This is a genomic window from Pseudolysinimonas sp., from assembly GCF_051954455.1.
Classification (GTDB): Bacteria; Actinomycetota; Actinomycetes; order Actinomycetales; family Microbacteriaceae; genus Pseudolysinimonas.
This window is the reverse complement of the sequence record NZ_JBQCHS010000003.1, coordinates 97,119-112,117: the sequence shown is the minus strand read 5'-3', so window position 1 is coordinate 112,117 and position 14,999 is coordinate 97,119. Positions and strand designations below refer to the sequence as shown.

The window sequence follows — 14,999 nt, the reverse complement described above, 5'->3', positions numbered from 1 at the left end:
GGCGAAGTGGAAGGTCTCGGCCAGCCCGGTGACCATCGTGATCAGGAACGTGTTGACCGCCAGTTTCATCGTCAGGGCCGCCGGCACGGGGCCGCAACGGAAGGACTGCGCGCACATCGCCGCGACCACGGGCTCGACGTGCTCGATCGCCTCCGGATCGCCCGCGAGCATCGCGACGAGCGTGCCCTGCTCGGCGGGACCGCGCGATCCGGACACGGGGGCCTCGACGTAGCGTCCGCCCGCCGCGTCGACCTCCGTCGCCAGGGCGGAGGAGAACGCCGTGGTGAAGGTGCCCATCTGCACCACCGTGCGGTCGCGGACGAGCGGGGCGAACTCCGCCGACCCCCGGCGCAGCACCGCGTCGACGGCCGCCTCGTCGCGGAGCATCAGGATGACCGTCTCCGCCGCCGCGAAGACCGCCGCCACGTCGTCGACGGCCCGCGCCCCGGCGCCGACGACCTCCTCGACGGCGGCCGCGGAGCGCGCCCACACGACGAGGTCCACCCCGCCGCGCGCGAGGTTGCGCGCCATCGGCACGCCCATGATCCCGAGCCCGATGAAGCCGACGGTGCGATCGTCCACATCACGATCCTCGCCCGTCCTCGAGCGGGAGGGGAACAGGGTCAGGAGGGGCGCCAACCGCCGTCCTCCCGGAGCGCGCCGACGATGCGGAGGCTCGCCTGTCGGAGCCCGCGCGCCTGCGCCGCGGTGAGGGAGCCGAATACGACGCGGCGCACCAGCTCCACGTGCCCGGGCGTCGCCGCGCGCGCCGCATCGCGCCCGTCCTCGGTGAGGATCGCGAGCGTGAAGCGCCCGTCGGCGGGATCCGGCGAGCGCCGCGCCCAGCCGCGCGACTCCAGTCGCCCGACGGCGCGCGAGAGCCGCGAGAGCGAGCTGTTGGCGTAGGCCGCCAGCGTGCTCATGCGCAGCGTGCCCTCGTCGGCATCGTCGAGCGCGAACAGGATGCCGTACTCGAAGTGGGTGAGCCCCGCGTCGCGCTGCAGCTGCGCGTCGAGTGCGGCGGGCAGCCATTCGAGCAGGGTCGCGAGAGCCGACCAGGTGGCGAGCTCCTCGGCGTCGAAACGGTCGGCGGACATGCCGCGAGACTACGCGATTTTGACTTGCTCAGGAAAGTCCGTCACGCTGGGGTGACTTGACTGAGCAAGCGAAAGGAGATCGTGTGGACATGGGGTTGGAGGGCGCTCGGGCCTTCGTGAGCGGATCGACCCGCGGCATCGGCGCCGCCATCGCCGAGGCGCTCGCCCGCGAGGGGGCGGAGGTCGTGCTCAACGGGCGCTCCGAGTCCGGTGTCGACGCCGCGGTCGCACGTCTGCGAGGGGTCGCCCCGGCCTCGGCGGTCTCCGGCATCGCCGCCGACCTCGCCGACGCCGACGCGACCGCGGAGTTGCTGCGGCGCCTCGGCGAGGTCGATGTGCTCGTCAACAACGCGGGGGCGTTCGATGTCGCCCCGTTCGCCGACATCGACGACGCCGCATGGCAGCGCTGCCTCGACGTCAACCTGCTGAGCGCGGTGCGGCTCACGCGCGGCCTGCTCGGCGGGATGCTCGACCGCGGGCACGGCCGCGTGATCCTCGTCGCGAGCGAGTCCGGCGTCAACGTGCCGGCCGACATGATCCCCTACGGGGTGACGAAGGCCGGGATGCTCGCCCTCGGCAACGGGCTCGCGAAGCTCACCCGCGGCACGGCGGTCACCGTCAACACGGTCCTCGGCGGACCGACCTACTCCGATGGCGTCGCCGACGCGGTCGAGGCCCTCGCCGCGGCGCAGGGCCTGCCGGCGGCCGAGCTCCGCACGGCGATCATCGGTGCCAACCGCACGTCGCTCGTCGAGCGGTTCCTCGAACCGGCCGAGATCGCGAGCCTCGTGGTCTACCTCGCCAGCCCGTTGTCGTCCGCGACGAACGGCGCCGCGCTGCGGGCGGACGGCGGGGTGCTCACCTCGCTGCTCTGACGCAGGGGCGGCGCGTATCCTCGCGGCATGACGACGCGCGCCGACGCGGCGGAGCTCCTCCGCGACAGCCACGCGGTCCGCCGCGGGATGCGCCGCACGGATGCCGTCGACACGTCGGCGTTCTTCGCGTGAGGCGGCACGGGATGCGCCGGCACGTCCTCGACCTCGTCTTCCTGATCGGGATCGCTTTCAAGGCGCTCGACGGGCTCGTGGAGGTCGTCGTCGGCCTGCCGCTCCTGTTCCTCTCCCCCGCCACGCTCACGGCGCTGGTGCGCGGGGCCACCGCGGGCGAGCTCCTCGAGGACCCGCACGACCGCGTCGCCCGCCTCCTGCAGAGCGGCGTCGCCCAGCTGCACGGGCACGGCGCCTTCTTCCTCGGCGTGTACCTCCTCGTGCACGGCGTGGTGAAGCTCGCCATCGTCGTCGCGCTCGTCGTCGGCGCGACCCGGGTCTACCCCTGGGCGATCGCCGCGCTGAGCGCGCTCACGATCTATCAGATCGTCGAGTTCGCGCTGCATCCCTCCGTCGGGATCGCGCTCCTGACGCTCCTCGACATCGCGATCATCGCGCTGACGGTGCGCGAGTGGCGCGAGGGGCGGAGCCTGCGCGACACGCTGCGGGCGACCGGAGCGTGGACGCGGAGTGCGCGCGCCGATCGAGCCGCCGCCGACCGCTCGCCGAGCTGACTCACCTTCGAGGAGAGCCGGGGTGGCCGGCCTTCGACCACGGGGTCCCGGAGGGGTCGAGCGCAATCCGGCGGCGGCCGGTCAGGTCCCACCATCGCCGGGTCACCGGGTCCGCCGCCATGCGCGCCATGCGGTGGCGTAGTCGGTGCCGAGGTACTCGAACGTCGAGAAACAGCAGATCGCCGTGCAGGTAGATCCGGTCGTCGCGGGTCCCGCAGCCGCGGATCGTCCGCTCGACCTCCACCCACACCGGGCGATGCAACCGCAGGTATTCCTCGCGCCGCTCGGGCCGCAGGCCGACGACCTGGCCGTAGTGCTCGCTCATTCGGGACGCAGTCGGAGTTCCTGCATGCCGCCGTCGACGGCGAGGCTCGTGCCGGTGGTCGCCGTGGATCGCGGGTCGGCCAGGTGGAGGATCGCGGTGGCGACCTCGTCCGCGGTGACCAGGCGCCCGCTCGGCTGGCGGGCGTTCAGCGCAGCGCGCTCGGCCGCGGGGTCCTCGGCGCTCTCGAGGAGTCGACCGACCCACGGAGTGTCGGCCGTTCCCGGGCTGACGGCGTTGACGCGGATTCCCTCCCGCAGGTGATCGGCCGCCATGGCCCGGGTGAGGGCGAGCACCGCTCCCTTCGAGGCGCTGTACAGGGCGCGCTGCGGCAGGCCGGCCGTCGCGGCGATGGACGCCGTGTTCACGACCGCGGCATGCGCCGAGCTCCGCAGGTAGGGCAGGGCCGCCGACGTGACGCGCGCGATCCCGACGACGTTGACGTCCAGCACCCGGAGCCATTCCTCCGCCGGGTTGGCGGCGATGTCGCCCTGCGCGCCGATACCGGCGTTGTTGATGACGATGTCGATCCCGCCCAGCTCGTCGCCGATGCTGCGGACGGCGGCTCGAACACCCTCGTCATCGGTGATGTCGACCGTCCGCGCCGTGAATTCCGGGTCGGCGTTCGTGGTGTCGCGGTCGAGGATCGCGATCCGCGCGCCCTCCTCGGCGAAGCGTCGAGCGGTGGCGGCGCCGATGCCGGACGCTCCCCCGGTGATCAGGACCACCAGTCCGTCGAATGCGCCCATCATCGTCTCATCTCCGCCGTGAACGGCGTTCTCTGCCGACCGAGCCCGTCGATCTCGACCTCGACGACGTCCCCGTCGGTCAGGTACGGGAAGCGTCCCGAGAGCGCGACACCCTCCGGGGTTCCGGTCAGGATGAGATCTCCGGGGTCGAGCCGAAGGTACTGGCTGAGGTGCCAGATGACATAGGGCACGTCGAAGATGAGGTCCCGCGTCGACGAGTCCTGCCGCGGCTCACCGTTGACCCGGCTGGTGAGCCGCAGGTCGCGAGGGTCCACCTCGTCGCCCGTCACGAGCCACGGACCGAGCGGGGTGAACCCGGGGGCGGACTTCCCCTTGCTCCATTGGCCGCCGGACTGCACGAGCTGGAAGTCGCGTTCCGACAGGTCGTCGGCGGCGACGTACCCGAGCACGTGGTCGAGCGCCTGGTCAGGCGAGTCGAGGTAGAGCGCGGTCCGGCCGATCACCACGCCGAGCTCGACCTCCCAGTCGGTCCGGGTGCTGCCGCGAGGGATCGCCACGGGGTCGTGCGGTCCGACGACCGTGTTGGGCGGTTTCAGGAACAGCACCGGCGACGTCGGCGGCTCCGAGCCCGATTCGGCGGCGTGCGCCGCGTAGTTCATCCCGATGCAGTAGATCGCCCCGGGCCGCGCGATCGGCGACCCTGTCCGGAGCCCGTCCGCCCCCTCGAGCAGGGGGAGACCCGCCCGCGCTGCGGCGGGCCGCACGCGTTCGACCGTCGCCGCGTCCACTCCTCGCGCGCCGACGACGCCGCGCAGATCGCGGATCGCGTCGCCGTCGAAGAGCACCGGGATCTCGTCGCCGATCGGACCGAGCCGTCCGAATCTCATGGGGTCGCCCCGTTGCCGTGGATGAGCCGGATCACGCACTGGAGGGTGATCATCTCGGTGAGGTGCCGGGTGCGGGCGTAGACGGAGGCGATCCTCGTGAGGGGCGGCGCGACGGAGGGCGCGGAACTCACGCGACCCGCCGATCGTCCACCGCGTCAGGATCCCACTCGATGCCGAGGCCGGGAGCGGTGGGCGCCACGGCGACGCCGTCGCGGATCTCGATGCGGTTCGTCGTGATGGCGCGCAGCTGCGGGATGTGCTCGACGTAACGCCCGTTCGGCACCGCGGCGGTGAGGCTGACGTGCAGCTCCATGAGGAAGTGCGGGCACACCTCGACGTTGAACGCCTCCGCGAGGTGGGCGACCTTCAGCCAGGGGGTGATCCCGCCGATCCGGGCCACGTCCACCTGCACGATCCCGGCGGCCCCGCGCTGCAGGTACTCGCGGAACTGCCCCACCGAGTAGATCGACTCGCCCACCGCGATCGGCGTCGGCGTGGCGGCGGCGAGGCGCTCGTGACCGGCCACGTCTTCCGCGGGCAGTGGTTCCTCGATCCAGAACAGGTCGACCGGCTCGAGGATGTGCGCACGCCGGATCGCGTCGGCCGAGGTGAGCGACTGGTTGGCGTCGACCATGAGGTCCATGCCCGGCCCGATGACCGAGCGCACGGCCACGAGTCGCTCGAGATCCTCGTGCGGGTCGGGCTTGCCGATCTTCACCTTGACGCCGCGCCATCCGGCGTCGCGCGACGCGGCCGCCCCGCGGACGAGCTCGTCGACCGAGAGCTGCAGCCAGCCTCCCTCGGTGTCGTAGAGCGGCACCTCCGGTCGATGGCCGCCAGCGACCTGCCAGAGCGGAAGGCCCTCCCGCCGGCTCTTGAGATCCCAGATCGCGGTGTCGACCGCCGCGAGCGCCAGCGCCGTGATGACGCCCACGGTGGTGGCCTTGGTGTGCAGGAACAGCGTGCGCCAGACCGTCTCGGTGGAGGCGGCGTCGAGCCCGGGCAGCAGCGGGATCAGGTGGTCGCGCAGCATCGACAGCGTCGCGCGACCACCCGTCCCGATCGTGTAGGAGTACCCGGTGCCCGTGAGGCCGTCGTCGGTGTCGATCTCGACGAACAGCGTCTCCTGCTTGACGAACGTCTGCAGGGCATCGGTGCGGACCGTCTCGACCTCGAGGTCGACCAGGTACGCGCGGGCGGCGGTGATGAGGGGCATGAGGACTCCGTGGGATGCCGGCGGGACTACGTGCAGTTCAGGTATGCGGTCTGGACGCCCTTCTGGAGCGCTTCGTCGCCACCCCGCGCACCGCGTCGTCGGTGGTGGCGTCGTCTTTCGTGGCGATGAAGGCAGCCCGAGCCGACGATCACGCCCGGCTTCTCCCTGCGCATGCCGTGGTCGAGGCCCCCAATCCTGATGCGCCTCAAGAGCTGAATAGATCCTATAGGATCTTTCACGAGACTAAGCTACTGGGCGCGACGTGCTTGTCAAGAAGGGCGTCAGGACGGAGCGGCCATGGACTCCCTGGTCGACGTCGTCGGAGCACTGCAGCCTCGGCAGATGCTGGCCGACGAGATCTACTCGCGGCTGCGGACGCTCATCATGTCGAGTGCGATCCCCCCGGGCACCCGGATCAACATCGAGGAGATCGCCCGACAGCTCGACGTCTCGGCGACGCCGGTCCGCGAATCGCTCGCCCGGCTCGAATCCGACGACCTCGTGCTGAAGCTGCCCCTCAAGGGATATCGGACGACCGAGCTGCTCACGGAACGACAGGTCGACGAGCTCTACGACCTGCGGCTGATGATCGAGCCGCCGTCCGCCGCGCGCGCGGCGAAGGCGCACGACGCGGCGGCCGTCGCCGAGGTGCGCCGCGAGGTGGACGGCGCGACCGGCATCGCCGGCGACGAGGAGATCTCGTATCAGGAGCTCTCGGTACACGACACGCGATTCCATGACCTCGTGCTGCGCGCCGCCGGCAACGAGACGGTGCGGCAGGCGTTCGCCCGCACCCACGCCCACCTCCACGTGACGCGCCTCGCCTACCGAGGCACCTACGGCGCGCACACCATCCGCGAGCACGCCGCGATCACCTCGGCGATCGAGGCGGGCGATGCGCGCGCCGCGGAGAAGGCCATGCGCGTCCACATCGAGGGATCGCGCGCCCGCGTTCTCAGCGCGTTCGACGGCTCGCACTGACCGCCGGCCGGTCCTCGCCGGTCACGGGCGGGCCGTGCGGGTCCTCGATCGCGATGCGCGGCGCACAGGGCGCTCCCGCTACGCGATGGCATTCATCGACGCCGGCTCCGTAATTCTATAGGATCTATGGAATCGCGCCGCCGCGGATCGCGGGGGCGGACATGGAAGGACGACGATGTCAGCACCAGCCACCACGCTTCCGCGACGCAACAGCACCTTCGGGGTCGCCGCCGCGTCCCTGGTCGGATCCGCCCTCGAGTGGTACGACTTCTACCTCTACGGGACCGCCGCCGCCCTGGTCTTCAACCGGATCGTGTTCGTGACCGGCAACCCCACCGCATCGACGCTCGCCGCCTTCACGACCTTCGCCTTCGGCTACTTCGTGCGTCCGCTCGGCGGTCTCGTCTTCGGGCGGCTCGGCGACGTGATCGGCCGGAAGCGCGTCCTCGTCGTGACGCTGCTGGTCATGGGGATCGCCAGCTTCCTCATGGCCCTGCTGCCCACGTATCAGCAGGTCGGCATCCTCTCCCCGATCCTCCTGGTCGTCCTGCGGCTCGTGCAGGGACTCGGCGCAGGAGCGGAGTTCGGCGGGGCCGCCGTCTTCTCGGTCGAGAACGCGGATCCTCGCCGGCGCGGCCTGCACGGCGCCTGGCCGTCCTCGGGCGTCTACATCGGCCTGCTGCTCGCATCCGGCGTCTTCGCGCTGGTGAGCAAGCTGCCCGAGCAGCAGTTCCTGGGATGGGGATGGCGGATCGCCTACGGCCTCAGCATCATCGTCGTGGTCATCGCGCTCGTCATCCGACTGCGGCTCGCCGAGAGCCCCGCCTTCCTCGAGTTGCAGGCCGAGGAGAAGGCCCCCCGCTCCCCCGTGAAGGACGTGTTCCTCCGCGAGAAGCGCGGCATGCTCCTGCTGGTCCTGACGCAGACCCCGCAGAACGTCGTCTCCTCGATCAACCTCGCCTTCATCACGGCCTACCTGGTCGGCAACCTCAAGCTCGCGAACTCGATCGGCCCCATGGCGACGACGATCGGAACCGCCGTGACCGTCGTGTCGCTGCCGCTGTTCGGGCTCCTCTCCGACCGGGTCGGCCGCCGACCGGTGATCCTCACCGGGATGGTGTTCTCGGCCCTGTTCGCGTTCCCCTACTTCTGGCTGATCGACGGAGGGCGCGCGCCGTTCACCATCACCCTCGCCATCGTGCTGAGCCTCGGAATCGGCATCGGGGCCATGTTCGGGCCTCAGGCGGCGTACTTCGCGGAACTCTTCACGGGCTCCGCCCGCCTGACGGGGCTCGCGTTCGCGCGCGAAGTCGCGGGTGCCCTCACCGCCGGGACCACCCCGCTCATCGCCGTCGCACTCGTCGCGGCCGTCGGCGGCGCGTCGTGGCTCGTGTCGATCTTCATCATCGCGGCCTGCCTCATCGGTATCGTCGCGCTGCTGATCGGGGGCGAGACCCGCGGACGCGATCTGCGGACGACCACGGTGCCGGCGCTCAAGGCCTCGACCGGGTCATTCGGCGAGTGAGCAGCCTCGCGCCCGCCGCGATCACCACCACCGACGGGGACACCGTCCTCCTGCGCATCTGCGCTCTCGGCGGCGCTGCCGTCGTCGACGCCGACACCACCGATCTCACGTTCCGAAAGCGCTGGCATCGGGCCGCCGGATCCGGCAACCGGGTCACCCCTCGTCCGGCCGCACCCCAGCAGGTCGACCTCGGTCAACCGGCGATCGGGAAGCCGGCATCTGGGGACGCTCGTAGACGGGCCGGCCCGGGGCGGCGCCGTCGCTGTAGTCGATGCAGACAGTGCACAGCGCGATGCCAGTCGATCGAATCGGACCGGGCGCTCACGGAGCAGGCTTCTTCGGCGGGATGACGTCGCCCTTGCCGACGGAGGCGGGCAGCGCCGGGGTCGGCGAGAACCTGCCGATCGCGGCGCCGGTCGCATCGCAGCGGGTGCCCAGGGCCTGCATGTCCACGAGCTTGAAGGAGTCTCCGGACCTCTTCAGGGTCATCGAGAGGTTCGCCGCGAATGTCAGGTCATACGCGGGCTTGTGCCGCGCGGTCCGGTACCAGTCCCGCGACGCATCGCAGACGACGACCGTGGCACCCTCGGGGGTGTTCTTCACCGAGACCGGCAGTTGGATCGACGGCCCGGGGAGCGTGTAGGTCGGCACGTCGGTGCCGGCGTAGTTGGTGACGTAGCCGTTGTGCTGGTGCGCGATGAGCGTCGAGCTCTCCGTCTTGCGCAGATCGGCGCGCGAGAAGTCGCGCGTGACCACCGCCGTCGCCCACGCGACATCGGCGGCCCGCACTGCGCGCACCGCGGGATCCGTCGCGAGTGCCGACTCGACGCCCACACTCCAGACGACCTTCGGCGCGGCGGGATGCCCGGGGCCCGAGCAGCCCGCCAGGGCCAGCAGCAGCGCGATAGTCACGAGACCGGCGACGGAGACGGTGATGCCACGGTTCATCAGTTGCTTCCCTTCGGCGAGACGACGTCGCTCTTCTGCAGCGAGGAGGGAGGCGTCGGCCGAGGGCTGAACCGCCCGATCGGAGCACCGGTCGCGTCGCACGGCGTCCCCGAGGTGTCCACCTCATCCAGGCGGTAGCCGGCGCCCGCCCGCACCAGGATCATCGTGTTCTGCAGCACCTTGGCGAGATCGAACGTCGCCGGATGGCCCTTCGCCACGTACCAGTCCCGCGAGGCCTCGCAGACCAGAAGGCGTTGGAGAGGCCGCCTGCCTCGCACATGGTCTGCAGCCCGTAACGGCCCGGTATGGCGTTCGCGAACGCGTCCAGCCGCTCAAACCTGATCTTGCTGTCCTTACAGACATGGGGCGATTCGGCCTTCATCTGGCCAGAATGGCTGCTGCCCCAGACACGCTGTGGGCGTCTTGTGGAGGAACTGGCGCTGAGGGACGGCAAGAGCCCCAGAATCTCAACGATTCCGGGGCTCTCGGCTGGCGGTACCGGTGGGATTTGAACCCACGGATGGCGTGAACCATCACATGTTTTCGAGACATGCTCCTTCGGCCGCTCGGACACGGTACCGGGAGAGAGTTTACCCATGCGGGGGTGGTGTCCGTCACCGGTGCGCCCTAGGTTCGACAATGACCCTCGTTCGGGGGTGGAACGACTGGAAGAGGGGTTCATGTCGAAACGTCCGCTCCGCGCCGCCCTGGTCGGCGTCGCCACCGCCGCGCTCGCCGCCGGCGCCCTGTTCGCCGGTACGGCGCCGGCCACCGCATCGCCGACGAGCCAGGCGAACTTCGGGCATGACAGCAGCCTGACGCCGCGCACGCAGTTCACGATGGCGCCCGACGGGTCGAGCGGCGCCACCCAGGGCGGCGAGGGCATCCCGAACATCGACGTCGTCAAGAAGACGATCGCCGCGTACTACGGCGACCCCGGCACCGGTATCGCCAACAAGACGAGCTCCCCCTACATCGCCGAGATGAGCGGGATCGCGCAGAAGCTCACGGCGGAGCTCCCCGCCCTCTACGCGCAGGCCGCCGCCACCGGCAAGAAGCCCGCGATCGTGCTCGACACCGACGACACCATGCTCATGACCTACGACCGCGAGGTCGCGGCGATGCACTTCAACTTCGACCCCGCCCTGAACAACCAGGACGTGCTGAACGAGGTGTTCCCCGCGACCCCGGCGATGCCCGCGTTCGTCAAGGCGGCGCAGAATGCAGGCTTCGCGATCTTCGGGATCACGGGCCGCAGCGCCGCGCAGCAGCAGGCGTCGATCGAGAACGTGGCCAAGGTCGGCTACACCGGTTTCACGACCGACAACTACTTCACCAAGTGGGCGCCCGGTGCGCAGCCGTCCTACGTGACGTGCGCGACGGCGACCTGCACGACGGTGGAGTACAAGGCCAACACCCGCAAGCACATCGAGCAGGACCTCGGCTACGAGATCGCGCTCAACGTCGGGGACCAGTTCTCCGACCTCCAGGGTGGTTACACGGAGCAGAACCAGAAGCTCCCGAACCCGACCTACTACCTCCCGTCCCCCGACCTCCCGGGCGTGGACGAGCCGCAGCTCGCACCGCGCACGCACTTCGAGATGAAGGCGGACGGCTCCTCCGGCACGACGCAGGGCGGTGAGGGCATCCCGAACATCGACTCCGTCAAGAAGACGATCGCGACCTACTACGGCGACCCCGGCACCGGCATCGCCAACAAGATCAGCTCGCCGTACATCTCGGAGATGCAGAGGATCCAGCGCCAGAACCTGGCGAAGATCTCGGCGCTCTGCTTCGTCGGCAAGAAGCTGCACCAGAAGCCGGCCGTCATCTTCGACACCGACGACACGATGCTCGAGACCTACGACCGCGAGGTCTCGGTCATGCATTTCAACTTCGACCCGGCGCAGAACAACCAGGACGTCCTCAACGAGGTCTTCCCGGCGACGCCCGGCATGGTCGGGTTCGAGAACGCGGTGAAGGCCGCGGGCTGCACCCCGATCGGCATCACCGGCCGCAGCGATGCGCAGAAGGCGGCCTCGATCGAGAACGTGACAAAGGTCGGGTACGAGGGCTTCGGCTCGTCGAACTACTTCACCAAGTTCCCGGCCGGGCAGAAGCCCGCCTATCTGAACTGCGCCGCCGGGGCGACCTGCACCACCATCGAGTACAAGTCGGGTACCCGCGCGTACCTCGAGACCAAGGCGGGCGGGAAGTATCGGATCATCGCGAACCTGGGCGACCAGTACAGCGACCTGATCGGCGGTCACGCGTTCTTCGACGTGAAGCTGCCGAACCCGACGTACTACCTGCCGTAGTCGGCACCCGCTGACGCCGAGAGCCCGGTCCCCGAGGGGGTCGGGCTCTCGGCGTGTTCATAGGCGCGTCGAATGCCGCGCTTATGCGGCGCGTTCATCGTGCTCACCGTGAAGCTCCCCCGGCCCGCGCTGGTCAACGGCATCCTCGTCGGCGTCATCGTCCTCGCCCTCGTGGGCGGAGGGCTGTGGATCTGGCATCCGTGGTCGGCGTCGGCCGCATCGTCGGCGTCGGCCCGGCTGACGGCCACCGTCCAGCAGGGATCGGTGAGCCAGACCGTCTCCGCGTCCGGCACGGTCGAACCGGTACGCGAGGTGTCGGCCGCGTTCCAGGTCTCCGGAACCGTCACGGCCGTCAACGTCGCCGTCGGCCAGACCGTGACCGCGGGCCAGCAGCTCGCCACCATCGATCCGACCGCACTCCAGGAGACCGCGAACGAGGACTACACCGCGTGGGTGTACGCCAAACAGGACCTGGCGGCCGCCGAGTCGGCGTCCTCCTCCGGAGGCGCGCAGGCGGGGGCGAACGAGACCTCCTCGATCAACTCCGCCAAGTCCGCCGTGACCAAGGCGTACGACACCTACCAGCAGGCGGAGACGGCGCTCGGGCAGGCGACGCTGACCGCTCCGATCGCGGGGCTGGTGGTCGCGGTGAACGGGGCGGTCGGCGGGTCCTCGTCGGGTTCATCGTCGAGCAGTTCGGGTGCTTCAGGCGGCTCGACGGGCTCCGGCGGATCGAGCGGCACGGCGAGCTCCGGGTCCGGTTCGGGCTCGTCGTCGAGCGGCTCCGGCTTCGTCACCATCGCCGACACGTCGGCCTACGTCGTGACGGCGAACATCGCGGAGGCCGACATCGGCGATGTGCAGGTCGGGCAGGCGGCGGCGGTCACCTTCCCCGCGCTGACCGGCACCACCGCGACGGCGAAGGTGACCGCGATCTCGCCGACGGCGACGGCGTCCAACTCGATCGTCACCTATGCGACCACCATCACCCTCGACGCGCTGCCCGCGAAGGCGCGACTCGGGCAGACCGCCGAGGCCGCGATCACCATCGCGGCCAGCAAGGCCGACGCGCTCTACGTGCCGGCCGCGGCGATCACCACGCGCAACGGCTCCTCCACGGTGGAGGTCGTGAAGAACGGGACCACGTCCACCGTCGACGTGACGACCGGCGTCGTCGGCGACCAAGGCACCGAGATCACGAAGGGTCTGACCGCGGGCGAGACCGTCGTCATCGGGCGCATCTCGGCGACGACGACGGGCACGGGAACCGGAACGGGGACGGGTGCGGGCCTCGGGACCGGCACGGGCGGCGGACGCGGCTTCGGCGGGGGCGGCGGCTTCGGCGGCGGAACCGGCGGCGGATTCCGCGGCGGCGCAGGCGGCAACTGATGGCCGCAGTCCTCGAGCTGCGCGACATCCGTCAGACCTACGGCACGGGCGAGGCCGCGGTGCACGCCCTCCGCGGCATCGACCTCGCGGTCGAGAGCGGGGAGCACGTCGCGATCATGGGGCCGTCGGGATCGGGCAAATCGACCCTCATGAACGTGCTGGGCTGCCTCGACGTGGCGAGCTCCGGCACCTACCTCCTCGAGGGCCAGGACGTCGCGGGGCTCGACGACACCGCGCTCGCCCGGGTGCGCAACCGCCGGATCGGGTTCGTGTTCCAGTCGTTCAACCTCATCCCCCGGATGACGGCGCTCGCCAACGTCGAGCTCCCCATGGTCTACGGGCGCGTGCGCGGCGGTGAGCGCCGCGCACGCGCCGAGGCGGCGCTCGAGCTCGTGGGATTGGCCGATCGGGCCGATCACCTGCCGAACGCCCTCTCCGGAGGCCAGCAGCAGCGCGTCGCGATCGCGCGCGCGCTCGTCACCGACCCGGCGATCGTGCTCGCGGACGAGCCGACCGGCAACCTGGACTCGGCATCGACCGACGACGTGCTGGGCATCCTCGAGCGCCTCTCCGGCGCCGGACGGACCGTCGTCGTGATCACCCACGAGGACGAGGTCGCCGCCCGCGCGCAGCGAGTCGTGCACATCCGCGACGGGCTCCTCGTGAGCGACGTCCGCGCGGGAGCCCGTCGATGACGCCCGGCGAGCTGCTGCGCAGCGCCTTCCGCGGGATCACCGCCAACAAGCTCCGCTCGGCGCTCACCCTGCTCGGGGTCACGATCGGCGTCGCGGCGGTCATCCTCCTGCTCGCGGTCGGCAACGGGAGCTCGTCGCAGATCCGCAACCTCATCACCCAGCTCGGCACCAACACCCTCACGGTGCGCGCGAGCGGCGGGTTCGGGTTCGGCGGCGGCACCGCATCGACGAGCTCCGACTCCACCAAGAAGCTCACGCTCGACGTGGCGGACCGCCTCGCGGAGGCGCACCTCGGTCACGTCAAGGCCGTCGTTCCGCAGGTCGACACCTCCCTCACCGTGTCGTCGACCACCGCCTCGGAGACCTCCACGTCCCTCGTCGGCACGATCCCCGACTACTTCACCGTGACCACCAACCGCATCGGCAGCGGCGCCTCCTTCACCGACGCCGATGTCACGAACGCCGCCAAGACGGCGGTCATCGGATCGACCCTCGCGTCGGAGCTGTTCCCGACCGGGAGCGCGCTCGGCCAGTCGATCGACGTCGACGGCACGCCCTTCACCGGCGGCGGCGTCCTGCAGACCGTCGCGTCGACGGGCCTGCAGGACGCCAACGCGGTGGTCATCGCGCCCATCACCCGGGTGCAGCGCAGCTACACGGGGTTCGGGCCGATCAGCTCGATGACCGTCGAGGCCACGTCGTCGGACGCGGTGGCCGCCGCGCAGGGTGAGACCGAGATCATGCTCGACCAGCTGCTCGCCTACGACCCGAGCGCGTCGACCACCGCGTCGACGACCTCGGGCGGGACCGGAGTCGTCGCGGGAACCGGCGGCCGACGCCTCGGCGCGGGTGCGGGGACCGGGACCGGGACCGGGGCGGGGGCCGCATCGACCCAGGCTCCGTACACGATCACCGACCAGACGCAGCTCCTCCAGACGGCCGCCGCGAGCGCGCAGAGCTTCACCGTGCTGCTCGGCGCGGTCGCCGCGATCTCGCTGCTCGTCGGCGGTATCGGCGTGACCAACGTCATGCTCGTCACGGTCACGGAGCGCACTCGTGAGATCGGCATCCGCAAGGCGCTCGGCGCGACGCGCGGCGCGATCCTCGGCCAATTCCTCGTCGAGGCCGCGACGCTCACCCTGCTCGGCGGTCTCCTCGGCACGGTCGTCGCCCTGGTCGGCGCGCAGTTCCCCATCAACGGGACGCAGCCCGAGGTCCTCGGGTTCTCCATTCCGCTGGCGCTCGGGGTGTCCGTCGCCATCGGCGTGTTCTTCGGCGTCTACCCCGCGGCCCGCGCGGCGGGGATGCGCCCGATCCAGGCGCTTCGCGCCATCTGACCTCGCGAAAGGA

Annotated in this window: 17 protein-coding genes and 1 tRNA gene; 8 read left to right on the top strand and 10 right to left on the bottom strand. The window is 70.7% G+C overall.

The window, feature by feature from the left end; translation table 11 throughout:
- Together ACTHM3_RS01650 and ACTHM3_RS01645 are read right to left on the bottom strand one after the other, a co-directional pair.
- A partial coding sequence (locus tag ACTHM3_RS01650; RefSeq protein WP_440404344.1) for an NAD(P)-dependent oxidoreductase occupies positions 1-582 on the bottom strand: 582 nt, incomplete at its 3' end.
- A 41-nt stretch (positions 583-623) separates the two neighbouring features.
- Complete coding sequence (locus ACTHM3_RS01645; protein WP_440404343.1) at positions 624-1,097, bottom strand: MarR family winged helix-turn-helix transcriptional regulator; 474 nt, start codon at positions 1,095-1,097, stop codon at positions 624-626.
- 89 nt (positions 1,098-1,186) lie between these two features.
- On the opposite strand from ACTHM3_RS01645, the gene ACTHM3_RS01640 reads away from it, so the two are divergent.
- Complete coding sequence (locus ACTHM3_RS01640) at positions 1,187-1,972, top strand: SDR family NAD(P)-dependent oxidoreductase (RefSeq protein WP_440404342.1); 786 nt, start codon at positions 1,187-1,189, stop codon at positions 1,970-1,972.
- Positions 1,973-2,115: 143 nt separating this feature from the next.
- The gene (locus tag ACTHM3_RS01635; RefSeq protein ID WP_440404341.1) at positions 2,116-2,658 is read left to right on the top strand and encodes a DUF2127 domain-containing protein; all 543 of its coding nucleotides are present in this window, start codon (positions 2,116-2,118) and stop codon (positions 2,656-2,658) included.
- 1 nt (position 2,659) lies between these two features.
- Here the strand turns inward: ACTHM3_RS01635 and ACTHM3_RS01630 are convergent, their stop codons facing one another.
- The 5 genes from ACTHM3_RS01630 to ACTHM3_RS01610 are packed head-to-tail and all read right to left on the bottom strand — an operon-like array spanning position 2,660 to position 5,793.
- Entirely contained in the window at positions 2,660-2,983 is a 324-nt protein-coding gene (locus ACTHM3_RS01630) for an L-rhamnose mutarotase (RefSeq protein ID WP_440404340.1), read from the bottom strand.
- Positions 2,980-3,729: an SDR family NAD(P)-dependent oxidoreductase gene (locus ACTHM3_RS01625; protein WP_440404339.1), complete on the bottom strand. Its 750-nt coding sequence runs from the start codon at positions 3,727-3,729 to the stop codon at positions 2,980-2,982. Before ACTHM3_RS01625 ends, ACTHM3_RS01630 begins: the two co-directional genes overlap by 4 nt.
- A complete protein-coding gene (locus tag ACTHM3_RS01620; RefSeq protein WP_440404338.1) occupies positions 3,729-4,577 on the bottom strand; it encodes a fumarylacetoacetate hydrolase family protein in 849 nt (282 codons plus the stop codon). The genes ACTHM3_RS01625 and ACTHM3_RS01620 overlap by 1 nt, the downstream gene beginning before the upstream one ends.
- A complete protein-coding gene (locus ACTHM3_RS01615) occupies positions 4,574-4,708 on the bottom strand; it encodes a hypothetical protein (RefSeq protein ID WP_440404337.1) in 135 nt (44 codons plus the stop codon). Before ACTHM3_RS01615 ends, ACTHM3_RS01620 begins: the two co-directional genes overlap by 4 nt.
- On the bottom strand, positions 4,705-5,793 hold the full coding sequence (locus tag ACTHM3_RS01610; RefSeq protein WP_440404336.1) for a mandelate racemase/muconate lactonizing enzyme family protein: 1,089 nt from the start codon (positions 5,791-5,793) through the stop codon (positions 4,705-4,707). Before ACTHM3_RS01610 ends, ACTHM3_RS01615 begins: the two co-directional genes overlap by 4 nt.
- 297 nt (positions 5,794-6,090) lie before the next feature.
- Between ACTHM3_RS01610 and ACTHM3_RS01605 the strand changes: the two genes are divergently transcribed.
- Both ACTHM3_RS01605 and ACTHM3_RS01600 read left to right on the top strand, forming a co-directional pair.
- Complete coding sequence (locus ACTHM3_RS01605; protein WP_440404335.1) at positions 6,091-6,774, top strand: GntR family transcriptional regulator; 684 nt, start codon at positions 6,091-6,093, stop codon at positions 6,772-6,774.
- Positions 6,775-6,949: 175 nt separating this feature from the next.
- Entirely contained in the window at positions 6,950-8,299 is a 1,350-nt protein-coding gene (locus ACTHM3_RS01600) for an MFS transporter (protein ID WP_440404334.1), read from the top strand.
- A gap of 321 nt (positions 8,300-8,620) precedes the next feature.
- Here the strand turns inward: ACTHM3_RS01600 and ACTHM3_RS01595 are convergent, their stop codons facing one another.
- From ACTHM3_RS01595 to ACTHM3_RS01585, 3 genes are all read right to left on the bottom strand, one after another.
- A complete protein-coding gene (locus ACTHM3_RS01595) occupies positions 8,621-9,247 on the bottom strand; it encodes a hypothetical protein (protein WP_440404333.1) in 627 nt (208 codons plus the stop codon).
- Positions 9,247-9,465, bottom strand: coding sequence for a hypothetical protein (locus tag ACTHM3_RS01590; RefSeq protein ID WP_440404332.1), 219 nt, complete (start codon positions 9,463-9,465; stop codon positions 9,247-9,249). Before ACTHM3_RS01590 ends, ACTHM3_RS01595 begins: the two co-directional genes overlap by 1 nt.
- A 272-nt stretch (positions 9,466-9,737) precedes the next feature.
- Positions 9,738-9,827 (bottom strand) — tRNA-Ser (locus ACTHM3_RS01585).
- 100 nt (positions 9,828-9,927) lie between these two features.
- On the opposite strand from ACTHM3_RS01585, the gene ACTHM3_RS01580 reads away from it, so the two are divergent.
- The 4 genes from ACTHM3_RS01580 to ACTHM3_RS01565 all read left to right on the top strand — a co-directional run bounded on the left by ACTHM3_RS01580 (position 9,928) and on the right by ACTHM3_RS01565 (position 14,986).
- Positions 9,928-11,565: an HAD family acid phosphatase gene (locus ACTHM3_RS01580; RefSeq protein WP_440404331.1), complete on the top strand. Its 1,638-nt coding sequence runs from the start codon at positions 9,928-9,930 to the stop codon at positions 11,563-11,565.
- Positions 11,566-11,637: 72 nt separating this feature from the next.
- Entirely contained in the window at positions 11,638-12,954 is a 1,317-nt protein-coding gene (locus ACTHM3_RS01575) for an efflux RND transporter periplasmic adaptor subunit (RefSeq protein ID WP_440404330.1), read from the top strand.
- On the top strand, positions 12,954-13,649 hold the full coding sequence (locus tag ACTHM3_RS01570; protein WP_440404329.1) for an ABC transporter ATP-binding protein: 696 nt from the start codon (positions 12,954-12,956) through the stop codon (positions 13,647-13,649). Before ACTHM3_RS01575 ends, ACTHM3_RS01570 begins: the two co-directional genes overlap by 1 nt.
- Positions 13,646-14,986, top strand: coding sequence for an ABC transporter permease (locus tag ACTHM3_RS01565; RefSeq protein WP_440404328.1), 1,341 nt, complete (start codon positions 13,646-13,648; stop codon positions 14,984-14,986). Before ACTHM3_RS01570 ends, ACTHM3_RS01565 begins: the two co-directional genes overlap by 4 nt.
- Positions 14,987-14,999: the final 13 nt, after the last annotated feature.

Excerpts from the sequence above, each read along its gene's own strand:
- ACTHM3_RS01570 (WP_440404329.1), top strand. The coding sequence starts at position 12,954 with ATGGCCGCAGTCCTCGAGCTGCGCGACATCCGTCAGACCTACGGCACG.
- ACTHM3_RS01600 (WP_440404334.1), top strand. The coding sequence starts at position 6,950 with ATGTCAGCACCAGCCACCACGCTTCCGCGACGCAACAGCACCTTCGGG.
- ACTHM3_RS01580 (WP_440404331.1), top strand. The coding sequence starts at position 9,928 with ATGTCGAAACGTCCGCTCCGCGCCGCCCTGGTCGGCGTCGCCACCGCC.
- ACTHM3_RS01630 (WP_440404340.1), bottom strand. The coding sequence starts at position 2,983 with ATGAGCGAGCACTACGGCCAGGTCGTCGGCCTGCGGCCCGAGCGGCGC.
- ACTHM3_RS01610 (WP_440404336.1), bottom strand. The coding sequence starts at position 5,793 with ATGCCCCTCATCACCGCCGCCCGCGCGTACCTGGTCGACCTCGAGGTC.
- ACTHM3_RS01625 (WP_440404339.1), bottom strand. The coding sequence starts at position 3,729 with ATGGGCGCATTCGACGGACTGGTGGTCCTGATCACCGGGGGAGCGTCC.
- ACTHM3_RS01620 (WP_440404338.1), bottom strand. The coding sequence starts at position 4,577 with ATGAGATTCGGACGGCTCGGTCCGATCGGCGACGAGATCCCGGTGCTC.
- ACTHM3_RS01645 (WP_440404343.1), bottom strand. The coding sequence starts at position 1,097 with ATGTCCGCCGACCGTTTCGACGCCGAGGAGCTCGCCACCTGGTCGGCT.
- ACTHM3_RS01595 (WP_440404333.1), bottom strand. The coding sequence starts at position 9,247 with ATGAACCGTGGCATCACCGTCTCCGTCGCCGGTCTCGTGACTATCGCG.
- ACTHM3_RS01575 (WP_440404330.1), top strand. The coding sequence starts at position 11,638 with ATGCCGCGCTTATGCGGCGCGTTCATCGTGCTCACCGTGAAGCTCCCC.
- ACTHM3_RS01640 (WP_440404342.1), top strand. The coding sequence starts at position 1,187 with ATGGGGTTGGAGGGCGCTCGGGCCTTCGTGAGCGGATCGACCCGCGGC.
- ACTHM3_RS01605 (WP_440404335.1), top strand. The coding sequence starts at position 6,091 with ATGGACTCCCTGGTCGACGTCGTCGGAGCACTGCAGCCTCGGCAGATG.
- ACTHM3_RS01565 (WP_440404328.1), top strand. The coding sequence starts at position 13,646 with ATGACGCCCGGCGAGCTGCTGCGCAGCGCCTTCCGCGGGATCACCGCC.
- ACTHM3_RS01635 (WP_440404341.1), top strand. The coding sequence starts at position 2,116 with ATGCGCCGGCACGTCCTCGACCTCGTCTTCCTGATCGGGATCGCTTTC.